The organism is Malonomonas rubra DSM 5091 (assembly GCF_900142125.1).
Lineage (GTDB): Bacteria > Desulfobacterota > Desulfuromonadia > Desulfuromonadales > Geopsychrobacteraceae > Malonomonas > Malonomonas rubra.
On sequence record NZ_FQZT01000001.1, the window covers coordinates 155,092 to 173,071 of the forward strand.

General features: G+C 48.7%; 10 protein-coding genes and 3 tRNA genes. 2 read left to right on the forward strand and 11 right to left on the reverse strand.

Features of this window, described 5'->3' with window-relative positions:
- From tig to BUB13_RS00775, 5 genes are all read right to left on the reverse strand, one after another.
- On the reverse strand, positions 1 to 1,332 hold the full coding sequence (gene tig / locus BUB13_RS00755; RefSeq protein ID WP_072904840.1) for a trigger factor: 1,332 nt from the start codon (positions 1,330 to 1,332) through the stop codon (positions 1 to 3).
- 92 nt (positions 1,333 to 1,424) lie between these two features.
- Positions 1,425 to 1,509 (reverse strand) — tRNA-Leu (locus BUB13_RS00760).
- 94 nt (positions 1,510 to 1,603) lie between these two features.
- Positions 1,604 to 1,679: transfer RNA gene (locus tag BUB13_RS00765), tRNA-His, on the reverse strand.
- 54 nt (positions 1,680 to 1,733) lie between these two features.
- Positions 1,734 to 1,810 (reverse strand) — tRNA-Arg (locus tag BUB13_RS00770).
- Positions 1,811 to 1,935: 125 nt separating this feature from the next.
- On the reverse strand, positions 1,936 to 2,529 hold the full coding sequence (locus BUB13_RS00775; RefSeq protein ID WP_072904841.1) for an NUDIX hydrolase: 594 nt from the start codon (positions 2,527 to 2,529) through the stop codon (positions 1,936 to 1,938).
- Positions 2,530 to 2,665: 136 nt separating this feature from the next.
- On the opposite strand from BUB13_RS00775, the gene BUB13_RS00780 reads away from it, so the two are divergent.
- Positions 2,666 to 4,645: a methyl-accepting chemotaxis protein gene (locus BUB13_RS00780; RefSeq protein ID WP_072904842.1), complete on the forward strand. Its 1,980-nt coding sequence runs from the start codon at positions 2,666 to 2,668 to the stop codon at positions 4,643 to 4,645.
- A gap of 104 nt (positions 4,646 to 4,749) precedes the next feature.
- Here the strand turns inward: BUB13_RS00780 and BUB13_RS00785 are convergent, their stop codons facing one another.
- The 4 genes from BUB13_RS00785 to BUB13_RS00800 form a co-directional block, all read right to left on the reverse strand.
- Positions 4,750 to 7,098: a hybrid sensor histidine kinase/response regulator gene (locus tag BUB13_RS00785; protein WP_072904843.1), complete on the reverse strand. Its 2,349-nt coding sequence runs from the start codon at positions 7,096 to 7,098 to the stop codon at positions 4,750 to 4,752.
- Positions 7,098 to 8,576 carry a chemotaxis protein CheW gene (locus tag BUB13_RS00790; protein WP_072904844.1) on the reverse strand — a complete coding sequence of 493 codons (1,479 nt, stop codon included), beginning with the start codon at positions 8,574 to 8,576 and terminating at the stop codon, positions 7,098 to 7,100. Before BUB13_RS00790 ends, BUB13_RS00785 begins: the two co-directional genes overlap by 1 nt.
- A gap of 10 nt (positions 8,577 to 8,586) precedes the next feature.
- The gene (locus tag BUB13_RS00795) at positions 8,587 to 9,879 is read right to left on the reverse strand and encodes a response regulator (RefSeq protein ID WP_072904845.1); all 1,293 of its coding nucleotides are present in this window, start codon (positions 9,877 to 9,879) and stop codon (positions 8,587 to 8,589) included.
- Positions 9,880 to 10,037: 158 nt separating this feature from the next.
- On the reverse strand, positions 10,038 to 10,919 hold the full coding sequence (locus BUB13_RS00800; RefSeq protein WP_072904846.1) for an energy transducer TonB: 882 nt from the start codon (positions 10,917 to 10,919) through the stop codon (positions 10,038 to 10,040).
- 125 nt (positions 10,920 to 11,044) lie between these two features.
- Between BUB13_RS00800 and BUB13_RS00805 the strand changes: the two genes are divergently transcribed.
- Positions 11,045 to 13,426, forward strand: coding sequence for a TonB-dependent receptor plug domain-containing protein (locus BUB13_RS00805; RefSeq protein ID WP_072904847.1), 2,382 nt, complete (start codon positions 11,045 to 11,047; stop codon positions 13,424 to 13,426).
- A gap of 1 nt (position 13,427) precedes the next feature.
- Here BUB13_RS00805 and BUB13_RS00810 read toward each other — a convergent pair whose 3' ends face one another.
- Both BUB13_RS00810 and BUB13_RS00815 read right to left on the reverse strand, forming a co-directional pair.
- A complete protein-coding gene (locus tag BUB13_RS00810) occupies positions 13,428 to 15,563 on the reverse strand; it encodes an LVIVD repeat-containing protein (protein WP_072904848.1) in 2,136 nt (711 codons plus the stop codon).
- On the reverse strand, positions 15,556 to 17,952 hold the full coding sequence (locus BUB13_RS00815; RefSeq protein WP_139249265.1) for an ATP-binding protein: 2,397 nt from the start codon (positions 17,950 to 17,952) through the stop codon (positions 15,556 to 15,558). Before BUB13_RS00815 ends, BUB13_RS00810 begins: the two co-directional genes overlap by 8 nt.
- Between the last annotated feature and the right edge of the window lie 28 nt (positions 17,953 to 17,980).

The window sequence follows — 17,980 nt, forward strand, 5'->3', positions numbered from 1 at the left end:
TCAGGATTCCTCCTCAACGGTTTCTTCCTGCTCTTCTTCCGGTTGTTTCGGCTCAACCTCAGTCACGGTTGCCGACTCAAGCAGGAACTCGATAACTTTTTCATTCAACATCTGACCTTTGAGGCCTGCCAACGCAGATGCATTTTCGAAGTATTTCTTCACTTCTTCCAGCGGTGCGTTGCTTTCGTCAGCGAACGCCTGCATCTTTTCCTCAACCGCGCTCTCTTCCAATTCGATCTTTTCCTGTTCTGCAATCGAATCAAGAATCAACTCGCCCTTGACCTGCTGAACTGCCATCTCACGGTAAGTCGTCGCGAAGCTCTCGTCATTCATGCCGAGCATTTCCAGGCTCATGCCCTGTGCTTTAAGACGCTGCGAGAAGCTATCTTTCAAATGCATCAACTGATTCTTCACCATGCCTTCTGGGATTTCGAACTCATTCTTCTCAACCAGCGCGTTCATCAGGTTTTCCTGCAGTTGAGCCTTGATGCGTCCTTCTTCCTGCTTCATGGCGTTGTCGCGGACAGTTTCTTTCAACTCGGCCAGGTTCTCAGAACCAAACTCTTTCGCAAGATCATCGTTGATCTTAGGCTCAACCTTCTCCTTGATCTCCTTGACCAGAACTTTAAACATGGCAGGTTTGCCGGCCAGTTCTTTAGCGCCATAGCTTTCCGGGAAATTGACATTTATTTCTTTTTCTTCTTCCCGCTTCATACCGACAACCTGGTCTTCAAAACCGGGAATGAAGCTGTTCGAACCGAGCTCAAGCTGGTAGTCCTTGGCAGCGCCATTTTCGAACGGGGTATCGTCGATAAACCCTTCGAAATCGATGATAACGGTATCACCTTCACGCGCCTTCTTGCGCTTGGTCACAGCCAACTGCACCTTAGAAGAAGCCATTTGCTCTATCTGTTGATCAACAACAGCGTCATCAAAATTCAGGATCTCTTTCTCCAGCTCCAGACCGGTGTAGTCCTTGGCTTGAATTTCGGGGCGGACCTCAACTTCGGCCGAATAGGTAAAAGACTGATCTTTTTCGATCTCGCCGGTCTCAGTAATTTCTGGCTGAGAAACCGCCTCAACCTTGTTATCGACCATTGACTTATAGAGGGTGTTATTGATCAGGGAGTTGATGGCCTCATACTTTACGCGGTCGCCGTAGTGCTGCTCCAGCATAGCACGAGGCACCTTGCCTTTACGAAAACCTTTGATGTTGGCGTTTTTTGCAGCTTTCTTAAAACCATTTTCCAACTCTGCAGCGACGACATCAGCAGCAACTTCGATGACCAGCTTCTTTTTGATGCTACTCACCTGTTCAACAGTGACACTCATAATTCTTTCCTTCCCAAATTGGATTTTTTTGCCCGACGGGCAATCAGAACATATATTCAAATGGCAAATATCTACTGACCATTACTTATATATGGTGCGAGTGGGGAGACTCGAACTCCCACGCCATAAGACACTGGATCCTAAATCCAGCGCGTCTACCAATTCCGCCACACTCGCATTTTTGTGCTTAAATTAACAATGCTCACCTTCCATACCCACCCGATCAAGCTGACGGGCTCACTGAGTGCGGAAGGTGAGCAATGACGTTAAATGGGGTGAGTGAAGGGGATTGAACCCTCGACAACCAGGGCCACAACCTGGTGCTCTACCAACTGAGCTACACCCACCATGAAAAGCTCGGACATATTACGGAAACGACTTTTTCTTGTCAATCCAAAAAATGGCACGCCAGGGAGGACTCGAACCCCCGACCCACGGCTTAGAAGGCCGTTGCTCTATCCAGCTGAGCTACTGGCGCGCAAACGCCGTCAGAGCCGCGCCTTTTGGCGCTGACCGCCGATGACAGGCTGCGTTTCTAGCATGCCGGGGAAAGTTTTGCAAACAAAAAGTCAGGTTGAATCTCATGTGCGGATACCCTCTGTTTTAAGCCTCATCTGTCCCCCGCAGAGAGCGAAACAAATCTGGGAAGCTGTCGCCTGCACAAAGCGCTCTTTCTCCAGAATCAGCCTGGTACTTGCGTGACCAGTCGCTGAACATTTGCCACTCTTCTTCAAAGTTAGGTGTAAAGCAGCCATGTCCAAGCGCCAGTTCAATCTCATCGGCACACCAGAAACGCACCTCATCAATCTCGTCTACTGCAAACTCTATTTCACCATCGTATATCGCCAGGTATGTATAAATATTTTCAGATTCTATTTCATTTCGAATTTTCGATGCATAAAGGCCAGTCAAGGCAATACCGGTAACTCCAAGCTCCTCATGCATTTCCCGCTTGGCTGCCGTTAAGTAATCTTCACCCAGCTCGAGATGCCCTCCAACACTGCTATCCCATTTGCCAGGTTGAATATCTTTACTGGCCGAACGTTTCTGCAGAAGCAGCTGAAGCTTACTGTTGAATAGCAGCACATGAACCGACCGATGGATCAGATCCGGGTTGCCATGGCAGTCTGAACGTATCGCACGGCCAACGATCTGATCATCATCATTTACCAAATCTACCAGTTCCTGAGAGGACATTTACAGTTCTCACTTTCGCCTGAACCATATTTTTAAGAAATAAACATTAAAAGCATTAATAAATGTTGAAATTTTCATGACAGACTACTATTATTGGAAAAATCTTATCAATCAGCAAACCCCGTGGGAGAACTCTATGGCAATCAAAACCCAAGGACTGAAAATCAGAACCAAGCTGTTGGCAATGGTGCTGCTTCTGATTTTAGTTGCACTCAGTGTCGGCGCAGCAACGTTTTACCTGCTCAATATGAAAATGGACGAGCATAAACCGCAACTGGTTCCGGCTCTCGAGACAACATACTCCATCGATTCTCTTATTGCCAAGGCACGCCTGTTTGAAAAAGAGTTCCTCTTCTATTCCAGCCTCGGTAAGAAAAAAGAGTATAAAGAAAAGCAGATCAGCTATCACCAGCAGATGCTGGCGACCTACAATAATATTGGTGGTCTGCTGAAAGATTTTTCTGCAGGCGGCTCCAACCAGTTTTCTACAATGGAAAAGCGCAACCAACTAAGCAACAACATCCGCCTCTCCTTTAACGGCATGATGAATGGACTGCGCGGGCTATCAAAAGAGTTATTGGATGGCAAATCAGCCCTGCAGGTTGACGCCCAGTACGCAGTTTATCAAAAAGGCCTCAACGAACTCACCAGCAGTGTCGCGGAAATGCGTAGACACATCAACCAGGCCTTAGACGCCCAACAGGAAGCATCCGCAGCGTTCGAAAAAAATATCCAGAACATTTTAATCGGTGTCGCTGTCGGCATTCTTGTCCTGGCTGTCATTGCCGGAATATTCGTCTCCCGTCGTATCAGTTCACAACTCAATATCCTTATGGGCGGACTGGAAAATATTAAGCAAGGCAACCTAAAAGAAATCCCGGTCACCTCAAAGGATGAATTTGCGGAAATCGCCAAAACATTCAACCAGTCACTCGACAGCGTCAAATCTTTTGTCCGTTCGGACGAAGAGCGGCAGGCATCGGAAGAGAACGTCATTAACTTCCTCGAGGTTGTTTCCGAAGCGTCGGAAGGTGATCTGACCCTGCGCGCACCGGTTACTGAGGATGCCTTCGGCACCATCGCAGACTCCTACAACCTGATGATTGAAAGTCTCGCTGCCCTGCTGACCGACACCACCATCAACGCGGAAGAAGTTGGTGAAGAATCGCGGCACCTGCTTGAGATTTTCCAAAACATGAAGGACGGTGCTGACAACCAGTTGCAGCACGTTTCCAGCGCAATCGACGCAGCAGAAGAAACAGCTGGTTCGGCCAAACAAATCGCGCAAAAAACCTCCCTCGCCCAGCAAGCCGCGACGAGCGTGGAAGAAGCAACCAACCTTGGTAACGAGCGGGTTAACAGAAATATCGAAGGTATGCAGCTGATCCGGGTGACGGTGCAGGTCATCAACAAGAAGATGAAGTCGCTCTCGGAACGCCTGCTGGAAATCGGCACCATCTCCCAGCTTATCTCCGACGTTGCAACCCGAACCACCATCCTGGCGATGAACGCCTCGATCGAGGCATCACGTGCGGGTGAGCAGGGTCGCGGCTTCCTGGTTATTTCAGATGAGATTAAGCGCCTTGCAGACGAGGCCTCGGAAGCAACCCGCCAGATCGGCGGCATCATCAAAGCAATCCAGTCTGAGGCAAACGAAGTCACCCTGGCACTGGAAGAAGAGACCACGACTGTTGAGGAGCAAACCAAGATTGCCCAAGACACCGGTGAAGCTCTGGCGGCTATCAACCAGGCGACCACCGAATCGAAGCAGGTCGTTACCGAGATCACCAACCTGTCGCAGGAGCAGCAGCGAATTTCCGACGACATGGTTGCCACTATCCACAAGATGTCGGAAATTACCGCCAGCACTTCGGCGATGATCACCACCTCCTCGCAGATCTCAGAAGGTCTCAACGGTGTGTCCGAGTCCCTGCTGCAGTCGCTTGGCCAGTTCCGTCTTTCCGCTGATGAAGAAGAAATGGCTTACGACGCAGTGGCTGAGATCGAAACCGTTGCAGAGCCACAGGAAAAAGAAATACCGGCAGATGTCATGGATCAGATCTTTGCCGATCCGGAAGAAGAGGAAGAAAGCATTTCCCCGGAGGTGCCTGCCTGATTCCAGCAGTCATAGTGAAACGAAAAGAGGCGAACCGTTTTTGGTTCGCCTCTTTTCGTTTGTATTGATTTTCAGAGGAGAGCCTAACTCTCCGGAGCCCGAGTTTACACTCCGACTTTTTCCTGATGGCGTGTCACGACTCCGATCAGCCCCTCTTCATCAAACGGCTTGACCAGATAGTCAGATGCCCCAAGCGAAAGAGCTTCCTGGCGATGCTGCTCACCAGCTCGGGATGTCAGGACAGCAACCGGGATATCGATGCCACGGTTCTGCAGTTCGCGCAGCAACTCGTAACCATGCATGATTGGCATCTCAAGGTCGGTGATTATAGAGAAGACATTCTCGCCCTCGTCCAATTTCTCCAGCGCGTCCTGACCATTGACAGCAGTGATCACAGAAAAACCGTTCGCTTTCAACATCAAACTGGCAAACTTGCGGACACTCAGCGAATCGTCAACGACCAGTACATGTGGAGTCGATGGGGCAGCGGCAACTGGTTCAACTGAAACTTCCGCCACCTCGATCCGCTGATGCTTCATCCGCGCCGGATTGACCACAAGTCGCATGGTCCCGTCACCGGAGAGACTGGAACCGGAGAAGTACGGCAGCTCGTCAAGGAATGAACCGAAAGGCTTGATAACGGTATCTTCCTGGCCGATAACGACATCAACCAGCAACATGATCGGCGTACCTTCCGACTGGGTCACAATGCCGTAACCCGGTTTGCTGTCATCGGCTGGCAATTTCAACAGCTTCGCCATGTCGACCTGCTTAATATTTGTATATTTGCCCGATTCTGCACGGGCTTCATATTCCAGATCGACAATTTCATCAACCAGTGCAGATGGAATAACGAAACGCTGCTCGCAACAGCTGAACTGAATAACGTTGACGATAACCAGTGACAACGGCAGACGAAGACGGAAACGGGTGCCTTCACCCTTTTTCGTCCAGACATCAATTGTGCCGTTCAGGCTGGAAAGGCGGTCCATGACAACGTTCATGCCGACGCCACGACCGGACACACTGTCAGTCTCAACGTTCGTACTGAAGCCTGGGCGGAAAATCAGCTGAATCAGGTCCTGCTCGGAGACATCGTCTCCTTCTACGATGAACCCCTTCTCGATCCCGCGGGCACGGACCCGCTCAAGGTCGATACCGCGGCCATCATCTTCGATAACAACCTCAACAGTGTTACCGCGACGTTCGGCTTTCAACCAGATAGTTGCTTTCTCCGGCTTGCCTGCTGCCCGCCGTTCTTCCTCTGACTCGATACCATGAGCAAAAGAGTTGCGGACAATGTGCAACAGCGGATCGAACAGACCATCATAAACAACCCGGTCGATCGCCGTTTCGCCACCGGAAATACAAAGCTCAACAGCTTTGCCCGCTTCCTGGGCAAGGTCGCGGATTGAGCGGTTGAAACGTTGGAAGAGCTGGCCGGCTTGGACCGTCCGCGCGGCCGAAATCTGCTCTTTCATATCGTCGGTCATACGATCGAGCGAGAAAACATCCTGCGAGAACAGGTTGAAGAAGCCGGACATTTCCTTCATCGCTTCTTCAATGTCTTCTGTAATCTCTCGCAGCTTGCGCGAGAAAAGGTTCAGCTCGTCATAACGGTCGAACTCCAGTTCGTCGAAGGCGTCATCCCCACCAGCAACGGCATTTTGCGCCGGCATGGTGTAGTCGTAGCGCTCGGCGAAACCGGTGACCTCTTTCAGCAAACGCTGACCGGCAAACTCGACCTCCCCCTTCATCCGCTCCAGCACTGGGAGACGATCAAGCAAGTGGTTCTTGGTTACGGTAAACTCACCGACCAACCCCATCAACGACTCGATACGGTCAAGGCCGACACGGACAACTCCACTTTCGTCCATTCGGCGAGTCGGCTTACGACGTTCTGAACCTACGTAAGTATTCGCCTCGTCTTCCTCGTCAACCTCAGCCTCTTTCTGCTCGGTGTCGGTCAGAGCATCAGGCTCGGCAGTTTCAACCAGCTCTTCTGACTCTGCGAGCGTCTCACTGGTCTCATCCTCTGTTTCATCCGAAGCAGAAGAAGCAGCAGCCTCGCTCTCGGCCAATGCAATTCGCGACAATGCTTCCGTGACCAGCTCATCCGCAGGGTCTTCACCCGCCTTGCGGATGTGAATCATTTCGCGCATCTGGTCGAGGGCAAACAGCATGGCATTGACGCGGCCGATGGTCAGGGCCTGCTCACCATCTCGGATACCTTCCAGCAGGTCTTCCAGTCGGTGGGCAACGGAGCCGACATCGGTGACATTCATCAGGTTCGCCGACCCTTTTAACGTGTGGGCCGAACGGAACAGTGGCTCAATCAGCTCCGCGGAAAGCGAAGGATCTTTTTCCAGTTGCAACAGACCGTTTTCGAGAACCCCGAGATGCTCATCCGCCTCTTCAACAAAGAATCCGAAGACGCTATCAATAATGCTCATTATTCAACCCCTCTCACTTTATAGAGGGAAAGAAAGTCTGCCATATCGATCTTCTCTCCGTTGAATTCCTCAGCGAGATATGGAACCCCGTCTGCAAGGAAAGATAGTGATTCTCCCAGATACTCGGCAACCACCAGACGACGCTGTACACGCACTTCCGCCTGCTGATGGTTGTTCAAAATCGCCAGGTTGATCACCGGCAGGACCTCGCCACGCAGGTTGATCAAACCACTGACCATCGGCGGAGCCAACGGCAACGGCAGAACCTGAGGCAGATCGGTGATTTCTTTCATCTGCTTGATCGGCAAATGATAATCACGCTCACCTATTTTGAAGACGCAGCAGACGTACTCTTTACGCGGGGCAGATTCCTGATCCGGTAACAGCAGGGACTCGGCGATCTTCTCGGCGCGTTCAGCGACTTGTTCAGGCGATGCAGAAAAAGGATCAGCTGTTTCCTCTGCTTCTTCTGTTTCAGCAGCATCCTCAACCGATTCACTGAAATCATCATCTTCAGCGAACGGATCTGCAACGGGCCCATTGTCCGGTTCAGATGCTAAAGAGGCAGTGTCGACACCGAGATCAAAATCATCTTCGGCGAAAGGATCCTCCATCGCAACAGCCTGACCCTCTACAGACTCATCAACCGGAACTTCATCGGCAGCCAAAGGTTCTTCGTCGGGCTCTTCCGAAACCGGCTCCTCCGATTCGCGGACAACGGGGAGAGCATCTTCTACATCCAGCCCTAATGTGTCTTCGGCAAATGGATCGAAAGGGAGAGGTTCAGCGGATTCTACATTTTGCTCAGTTTCAGCCTTGAGCTCTTGAGCTTCCACATTTGCGTTTTCAGCAACGGAAAAATCATCATCTTCGGCAAACGGATCATCAGCGTTGTCTGCCTGCTTGTCTGCTACTCCGTTAACCAGGTCGAGCTCCATGCCGAAAGCAGGGTCATCCGCGAAAGGATCGGAAACAGCTGCGGAGCCTTCTTCGGACAACAAGCTGGGGTCATCCGCAAAAGGATCATCCAGCATCGGAGCACGCCGTTCTTCTTGACTGTCGATCAACTCGACCAGAGGTGTACGGCCAGGAAAGGCTTCGGCCAGATCGAGCGCCTGCAGTGCCTCTTTGACAAACAAAGTCGGCTCCTGCAGATCGCCTTGTAGCGCAGCAACCAGAGGAGAAACCCAATCGACCGCCAGTTTCAACGCTTCGTGCTCAACAGGGGTCGGCACCGTCCGCGCTTCAAAATGCCTTTCCAGCATAGCCTCAAGGCGGCGGGAAATTTTGCAGATCGATTCCGCTTTAACCAGGTCCGCCGTGCCTTTCAATGTGTGCGCTGCACGAAAGGCGGCCTCTAGTTCATCGCTGCTGGCCTGCGCGAGATCTTGATAACTGAGAAACTGGCGCAGGGCATTCAGGTTTCTTTCGGCTTCGCCCAGGAAGATAGGAAACAGCTTCTGCCGCAAGTCATCCATCGGCTACTCCTTAAGCGCCTTTTACCCGCAACAGTCCGACCTTACGCAGGGCATAACAGATTCGCTTGGTTTCCAGCGGATCAAGCTGACTGGCGGCGATAATCTCGGATAACGGTTTGCGGCCGTCGATCATGGCGAAAATATCCAGCTCACGGGATTTGAGATTAACCGTATCGAGAGCATCCTCGTTGGTGATGAGACGCACCAGAACCATGCTTTCATCTTTAAATTCTGTCGCAGCGAGTTGACGCTCATCTAAGTGACTTAAGCCTTCCATCAGCACGTTGATCAGCGGCACGCGGACCTTCATATCCCGAAGGTTGGTCGGCAGATCATCACGCTCAAGGAAAAAATTCCCGCTTTTAGCGCCAAGAATGCTGCCGAAAGCATCCTGCGCATGCAGGCGTAGCGCTTCCATCAACTGCTCTTCGTTAACCAACTCTTTTTCGACCAGCATCCGGCCAATCGGTATGCCTCGATCACGTGCCTCGGTAACGACCTGCTGGATGGTTTCATCGTCGGCATCGAGCAATTTCTGCTTCCGCATGATATCAGTCAAAAACGGCTGCTTAGCACCTTTTTTGCTACAGGAGGCAAAAACGAACATCCCTTCTTCAAGGAAAACTTCGCCGAAAATATCTGCGGAAAATATCGTCAGACGGCCAGACAGACGAGAATTGTAGACAAAGTTGATAACATCCGGCAGGGGAACTTCCGTCAAGTCACCGGAAAAAACCACACCACCCTTTTTCAGCACTCCCGCCTCAGTCAGCATGTCGGTCATGACATTGCGCATCAGCAGCGGAAAGTCTTTCTGAAAGTACTGGCGCAGCAACTTGTCGAACATCTCATGCATAGATGCAATGGACGCCATACCAGCAGCTCCTTCTGTGGCGGCAGCAGGCGCTTCCGGCTCCTCGATGACAACATCCTTGAGGACCTCTTCCAGCTTGTTGATCAGGTCGTCCGGCTCGAACGGTTTTGAAAAATAGTAAAGAACACCAAACTCTTTTTCGAAGGTCTCGCCGACCGACTCGCCTTTGGATGAAATAAGGATCAACGGCACATCCTTCATTTTTTCATCCTGACGGACCTTACGGCAGAAGGTGTGGCCGTTCATGTTCGGCATAATGAAGTCGACCAGAATAACCGACGGGCGAACTTTCTCGACCATTTCCAGGCCTCGTTCACCGTCCTCGGCGGTATAGACGCTGTAACCGTGTTGCGAAAGGATCAGCTCCCCCAAACGACGAACTGTCGGCGAATCATCAACCAGAAGAACCTTGATGCCATCTGTAGCCATGTAAATAATCTCCCAGCAAATCGTCAGCTGTTAACAATCAAAATGCGTAAAACGGTAGAAGTTTACCATCGCAGATTAAAAATTCATAGTTTTTAATTTAGAAAAATGAATTTTCTCTTAAGTTTCACAATGGAAATAGATAAGGCGGGATTCAGTCATCAATCAAGGACAAAATCGACAGGAACAATGACCCAGCTTTCGATCGGCAAGCCATAATCCAAAGCAGGCTTGAACGTCCAGAACCTAACGGCCCTGAGAGCCGCCCGATCGAGAGCTTTGTAGCCGGAAGAAGTTTCGACTTTGAGCTTACCGACGCTGCCATCTTTTTCAACCAGAACTTTAAGCTCAACCCTGCCCTGCTGGCCACGACGACGGGCAATATCTGGGTAAATCGGAGGAGGATTTATATCGTACCGTGGCAAAGCCTGCAAAAACAAAGGCTCTACTATTTGTTGATGTCCACCATCTCCGGTGCTCTTTGTTCCAGGCTCAAAAACGGGAATTTCTTCCAACTCTCCGGCGTATCCAACGAATTGTTCGCTGCCAGTAAGCACGTCAGTTTTCGACGAAACACTCTCTTGATTTATATATTCATCTACGACCTTGGAACTACTACTTACTGAAATACTAGCAGCTCCTACTACCGAGTCCAAAGGTTCTAATTCGACAGAATCCAAAAACTCATCACTGGACAACAATAAAGACTGGGAAATGCTTTCCGTTACTGACTCTTTGGTCACACTCTCCGAAGCTTCTAAATCGGGGGCTGCTATTGGCTTCTCTTTCGGTTGAAGCTGTTTTGCGTTTTCCTCATCCAACAGCGTTGCTTCTCTCTGCTCCAAATGGCTTTTTTTTGGGGACTTATCCGGTGCCTTTTCAATCTGGCGAAAACTGACGTTCGACCGCTCCAGTAAACTCACCCCTTCAGACAAACCTGAAACAAGTTTTGAGCCAGGCTGTAAAACATCAAACTGAAGTAATAATAAATGGATAGAGAGCGACAGTAGAATGAAAGCTAGAAAACGGATCGAATAGTACAAAACAATATCACCAGAGGAAAACTTCAGATAAGTAGTTACTCACTTGTACTTTTACCCTAATCGCTGATAAGTTACCGCGAAATATCAGAAATTGCCATCAACATTCTATCGCATCAGGATAGTTCATGACATTTTTAAATAAAGGCTATGCCATAGCTTTTTTTTCATTTGTTTGTTTTTTTTCTTTTGCCCAACAAGCAATTTGTGCCGATGAACTGGCAACTGTAAAATTGCCAACCTTGGAGGTTTCAGCCGAGAGGATTGCCCCGACAACGGGTACAGTAATCATCGACAAAGAGATGATAGAAAACCTTCCATCTCGAAACGGAAGTGTCAATGAAATTATCGGCATTGCTCCGGGAATTCAGTATGGAGAAGATTATCTAAATTCTTTTACCGGCGGTGAAGTTGAGCCTCCAGGAGTATCTATTTCAGGGAGTCGCTTTTACGAAAACAACTACACCATAGACGGTCTCAGCAATAACAACCCAGTAGACCCAGGAAATGGTGATTATGTTGATTCCAACAAGCTACCGGCTCATCCTCAGATACATTTTTTATCAAAAGAACTAATCGAAGAAATTAAAGTCTACAATAGCAATATCCCCGCAGAATTTGGCGGATTCATTGGTGGACAAGTTGATGTAAAAACAATAAACCCGTCATCAGATTTTTGGGGTTCCGTAAACTATCGCACAACACGAAGCTCATGGACTGAATTCCATATTTCCGATGAAGACAAAGAGGATTTCTACCACTCTGAAGACAATGATTATCAGCCTAAATTCACGAAGCATGATGGTGGACTAATCATCAACACACCGGTAGGTCCGGATACCTCCTTTATTACTGCATACCAGCAAAAAAAGTCATTTATCCCTCTGCGCCAACTTGGTCAAACAGAAACGCAAACACGAAAACATGAAAGTTTCTTCTTTAAACTCGGCCATGATTTTTCATTGACAAATAGAATTTCAGCAACAGCCCTTTATTCCCCCGTAGAAGGCAAATACTTTCTAAATAATTTCAAAAATGGAGATTACACTCTCAACAGAGACAGCTATTCATTCGTAATAAATAGTGAAAATTATATGGATTCAGGATTACTGACGTTTGCAATAGGCTACAACGGACAAAAAAGCGAACGAAAAGGAGGAAGCGATCGTTTCTTTTGGGACACCTCTACGACTTCCATAGATTGGGAATCTGGGTTTGAAGGAAGTCTCGGCCCACTAAAAACTGGGTTTGACGAAATAAACGCTAACGCTGACTTTGAATTTAAAAATCTAAAATTTAAGCAAACAGACCACAAAATAAAACTGGGCACAGAGATTTCTTACTCCGACAGATATTACAACCGACCTGAAACCTATTATTATTATTTTGTTGATGTTGTTGCTCCAATCACATGTCAACCTGATGATAATGCCTGCATTGAAAATGAACAATACTTGAAGTACAGGACAAAATATTTTAAAGGGGAAAGCAGTTCACACTTATTCAATTTCGCTACATATATTCAAGATGCAATCGCCTGGAAAAGATTAGAAATTTTCCCGGGTTTACGAATGTCTTACGATAGTATTGCTAAAAAAGGCAATTTAGCACCAAGATTTTCTGCCGCATTGGATGTTTTCGGCAACCACAAAACTACCATTTACGTTGGTAAAAATCGCTATTACAGTGGCACACCACACACTTATGAACTTTACACAAGTCTTTATTACGAAGTAGAAAAACGATCGTCTCAAAACGATCCTTGGGTCGGAACCGATAACTACACAAGACAGTCAAGTGACCTTAAAACTCCTTATAGCGATGAAACCAGCATTGGCATAATCCAGAAGATTTTCGGTGGGGAGCTAAAGGTTCAATACATAGAAAAGAAAAACAAGGATGAGATTACACGATCAAAAGATTCTGACCTTAAGACATATACCCTGAATAACAATGGAACATCTGAGCATGAAAATTGGCAGGTAAGTTGGCATCGCTATTGGAGAAATCATTCCTTAGAACTTAATTGCACATGGCAAGAGACTAGAAGTAACCATACTGATTATGAGTCCACCCTGAATGACGATGACCTTACAGACACAATCTGGTACGAAGGAAAAGAAATCGGTATAGATGAGTTCATTCGAGCTGACTACAACCGCCCTTTTGTTGCAAACCTAATTTATTCTGGGAAGCTCCCTCACGGCATCACTTTTACCAATATCTCAAAATACCGGGGGCCTTACACTTGGAGAGAATACCAAGGATACAGCCTGCCAAGCAGCATAGATCCGACACAAATGGTTCGGGTTTACAAGCGCGCACAACAAAAGCGTGCTTTGACTTTTGACTGGAAGTTCAGTTGGGCTGTTCCTACGTCATCTAAGCAACAAGCGATTTTAAGTCTCGACATCTACAATGTCTTTAACAAAAAATCAAAATATGGAGCAGGTATTGATAATTACGAGATCGGTCGCCAATTCTGGGCCGGCCTCACTTACAAGTTCTAACTCACGGGAAACTCACAACACCCTCAACATCCACCGTTCCCTTGGTATTACCGATCTGCAGGCTATATCGTCCCGGATATTTCGGTTTCGGAACGGTTATCCGCAGTTTTTTCGAGGAAACTCGGTGGACGCTTTTTATCTCTTCCGGAAATGGAATTGCGGTCACTCCCATAAAACGATTCCCCAGGTAGAACAGGTCTTCCCAGCGCTGCATCCCACGCCAGACATCTGACAGGTGCAGAGAATCGAGTAGCCGGGGATTGCGTAGATTACTGATATCAATGGTATGTAAACCATAATAGCGGCTGAGCAGATAAACCCTGTCACCTTCAACCATCAGGTCACTCGCCTGCCCCGGCAAACGTAGCGAATTCAGAACTTTTGGCTTCTGTGGGTTCTTCACATCGACAATCATCAACCCGGCATCTCCATTGGCAACAAAAAGAGTATTGCCACGGACAACGCACTTCAACGAGATGGAAAACGGACTGAGCGGGAACGGTAGCTGTACTTGGCTGAGAAACTTCAAACGCCCCTCAAGGATCCTATAAATCCCGACACCTTCTCTCTCCCCGGCAACAAAGAGCAAATCATTCTTCACAGCTATCTGTGTCGCCAGCACATCATCGATGCTATCGAGTCGTTTCGGTGAAGCATAATCAGAAATGTCCCAAAGTTCGAACCCGGTTGCTCCTGTCGCTAGAAGCAAATAATCGTCCTGAATGACCGGATTGCCCCTCAGTCCTTCAAACTCGGCTATCAATTCAAGCGTTGCTGCGTCACTGGCATCAAAAACTTTAAAGGGTGCATTGTGTGAAGAAACAAAAAACAGATTTTGCGAGGAAGTTATAAAAGAGGTCTTATAAACATGACCTTCACTCTCAGGCAACCGCATTCTCTTTGGGGGGCCATCAAGACTCTGGTAACTGACCCCATCGACAGAATCGACAATAAAGCCATAACCGCCCAGCAAACGGAAATCCCTGACCAAACCCGTACTTTCAAGAGTTTTCACAACCTGACGTGGCTTTATTTTTTGCGGATCAATAATGTTGATCCCCTTTTTGGCGACACCAACATACAGCAAGCCATCAACCATAACTGCAGCTCGGGAATCCCCACCGAGATTCAAAAAGCTAGCTGTTTCTTCCAGCTTTCCATCAACCATGTTAACAATACCGAGTCCACTGTGGTTGTCAGCGACGTAAACCCGCCCGCCAAAGCTGTAAAGCCTTTGCGGCGCACTGAAATGGTTCTGCTCAGCAATAAGGGCAGGTTCTTCCGGTCGTTTCAGGTCAAACTTGGCCAGGCGGTTATTTTCAAGCAGATAAAGTTTGTCTTCAACGATAGTTATTGAACGGACATATCTTTTAGCAGGGAGCGTGGCGATTTTTACTGGCAATCCCTGCTCATCCAATCGGTACACCCAGACTCCGTCCCGACCGTAAACAGCGTAAAGATAGCGCTCATAAACCTCTACCTGTCGCAAAGATTGTTCAGCCTCGTATCTAGCAAGCGGTTGGTAGTTCTCCAGTTGATCCAGATCATAAACCAGCATCCCTGCCTTACTGGCGGCAACGTACAATTTACTTCCGACCACCGCAGTATCGACTGCTGTCGAAAAAGAGGGCAATGTTTTCCAGTCTTTCAAACTCCCCCTGTTGCTAAGCTTCGCTGTCCGCACGCCTTGACCACCGCAACTGAAGAAGAACTCTTGCCCACGTCGTTCAATGTCCAGATAAATAGTATTCGAGCTGTATTTGTTCGGCAGCATAACCGGCTTAAGCGGGTCACTCACATCGAACGCGCGTAAACCGTCAACCAGGCTGGCTACAAAGAGAATATCGCCCGTTTTCTCCATGTCGAAGACCATGCCGTCAATCGGAAATGAGCCTACGATAGCGGCGCGGTTATTTACATCAAAGTGAGAAAAAACGCGGACATCATCGGTAAAGCCGCCCCCCTCGACATCGAGCACAAGGCTCCCGTCGGCATTAGTTGCCACCGGCGTCACCGATCGGATGGTAAGCTCCTGCCCGGCAAGACCGTAAGCAGAAAGATCAACAGCACTAAATCCACACAAAGACAGGTAAACAACAATCAAAATAACGAGAACAAAAGGAACAATCTTACTCATGTACCGCCCCCTCTGCCCCCAACGCGGCCGAACTGCCACGGACAATCCCTTCCACTGTCTTTAAAAGGTGATCCTGCTTGACCGGTTTTTCCAGAACCGCTGCACCCTTTTTTTCCAGTTGCGTGATAACTACCCGGTCATCCAGTAAAAACAGCAAAGGAGATGTGATCTTTTCATCAACGATGTCGACTATTTCTCCTGCAGTAAAACTTTGACTGTCGAGCAAAACCACCACATATTCACCACCGGTGAGTTTCTCTCGCAGTTGCGCTGCACCAGATGCCGTATCAAAATCAACCTGTAACGACCGCAAACCGACTTTGATCAGCTCACGGCTTGCGACATTGCCGCCTGCAAGCAGTATCTTCGGTCGGTCTCGATCATTTTTTTCAGTAACAGAATCATTAACGACGTCCTGTGACGATTCAACCAAGTGGAGCTGGTTCCAGCTGCGACAAAGGCTTTCATGTAGAGCATCCCACCCCACCGGCATATAAAGTTTCTGCTCGTTCCCTTGCTGCTCGACAACCTGATGTCGAGACAGTAATAGAATCCGACGCAACGACGCATTGGCAGAATGATCACGAAGGGCCTTGTAGAGCTCCAACCCTTCTGGCAAGCAACAATCGACGGCCAGAAAAGCCAAAGCAAAAGGCTGCTGCTGACGCTCAGCAGCATTCAATTGATACCAGCCATCTGCTGCTGTCTGGGCAACAAACACGTCCAGTGACAACGCTGTGAGCCTGTTTGCCAACACCTGCCGACAGGTCTCATCGTCACTGCAAAGCAGTACTTTTTGATTTTGCAAGCTTTCTGGCAATTGCAGATCTGCCTCCTCGACCAAAGGAAGAGAAAACGATATTTTGAAGCAACTACCCTCGCCGACCCGGCTATCAACACTCAGATCGCCATCCAGCAGAGCGACGAGTTGCTGAACAATTGCCAAACCGAGACCGGTGCCACCATACTTTCGTGTATGGGATGCATCTGCCTGCTGGAACGCTGAAAAAACCTGTTTCAACGCTCCTTCATCCATGCCAATGCCGGTATCGACAACCTCCAGTGTAAAAGCAACTGTCCCCGCATCCGGGAAGTCACAACCAAGCCTTAAAGACACCGATCCTTTTTCGGTAAATTTTATTGCGTTTCCTACCAGGTTCATCACAATCTGGCGTAACCGCACCTCATCCCCCAGCACGCGGCAGGTCGCCGCCAGCGGAATGTCACTGTACAGAGACAACCCTTTATCTTCAGCTGGGCCGGAAAGCAGATTCAGAACATCATCAACAGTTTTATAGAGATAAAACTCCTGCTCTTCCAGCTGCATTTTCCCCGCTTCGATCTTGGAGAAATCGAGAACGTTATTAATCAGCGTCAACAGGTTTTCGCCGGAATTCTGTACTGTTGTCGCCAGCATCTGCTGTTGCTCATTCATGCTGGTACGGAACATCAGCTCATTCATCCCCAGAACACCGATCAACGGAGTACGCAGTTCGTGAGTGATGTTGGCCAGAAACTGGGATTTTGCTTCGCTTGCCGCTTCTGCCTGCTGTTTGGCAATCTCCAGCACCGCTACCATTTGCCGTAATTCCTCGGTGCGTTTTTCGACTGTGATCTCCAGAGACTCCTTATGCTCGACAAGTTCCTGCCTGTTCTGTTCAATCTGTTCAAGCATCTGGTTGAAACCGTCCACAAGCAGGCCGATTTCATCCTGTCCCTGCTTTTGCGCACGAAGACTGTAATCATTCTCGTGCGAAATTGTTTCCATTGTTTCAACCAGATTGAGTAGTGGTACAGAAACTGGCCGCTGAAGACGCCCCGCCAACCACCAGGAAAGGAACATCAACAATCCGGACATTGATAGAACGATAAAAACAACATTGCGAAAGCGATCATAAAGGTCCTGCAGATCGCTTAAAAGGTAGAGACTGCCGACCTGGCGGTCATCATGCTGAATAGGAACAAAAAGGCTGTAATGCTGCCAACCCATCGTCATCCTGGGCTCAGACATATGCAGCCAGAATCGATCGTTCGGATCGACAAAATCGAGGGGGATAGTTTTTAGCACGAAGCTGTTATTGCCAGCTTCGATATATTCAGCGACAGGGTCGCCAACTTCATCGAAAAGGTACGCCGCCCGTACGTTGGCCTGGGCGTCAAGAGATGAAAGAATCTGTTCTGTGGTGGATATATCGCGCTGCATCAGCGGAGCTTTGCAGCTTTTACCAATGGCGGTCCCCAAAGCGTTCATTTCCCGCTCGAGAAAAGCGCGCGAGGAATGATACTCTTCAAGCAGATAAAAACCGCTGACCAGCAGCAGGATAAAGACACTGACGATCATCATCAGGGCTGTCAGTTTTTTTCTGATCGACAGATTTCTGAAACTCAAGCGCAAACCTTCATCCCCTCCGCATGAC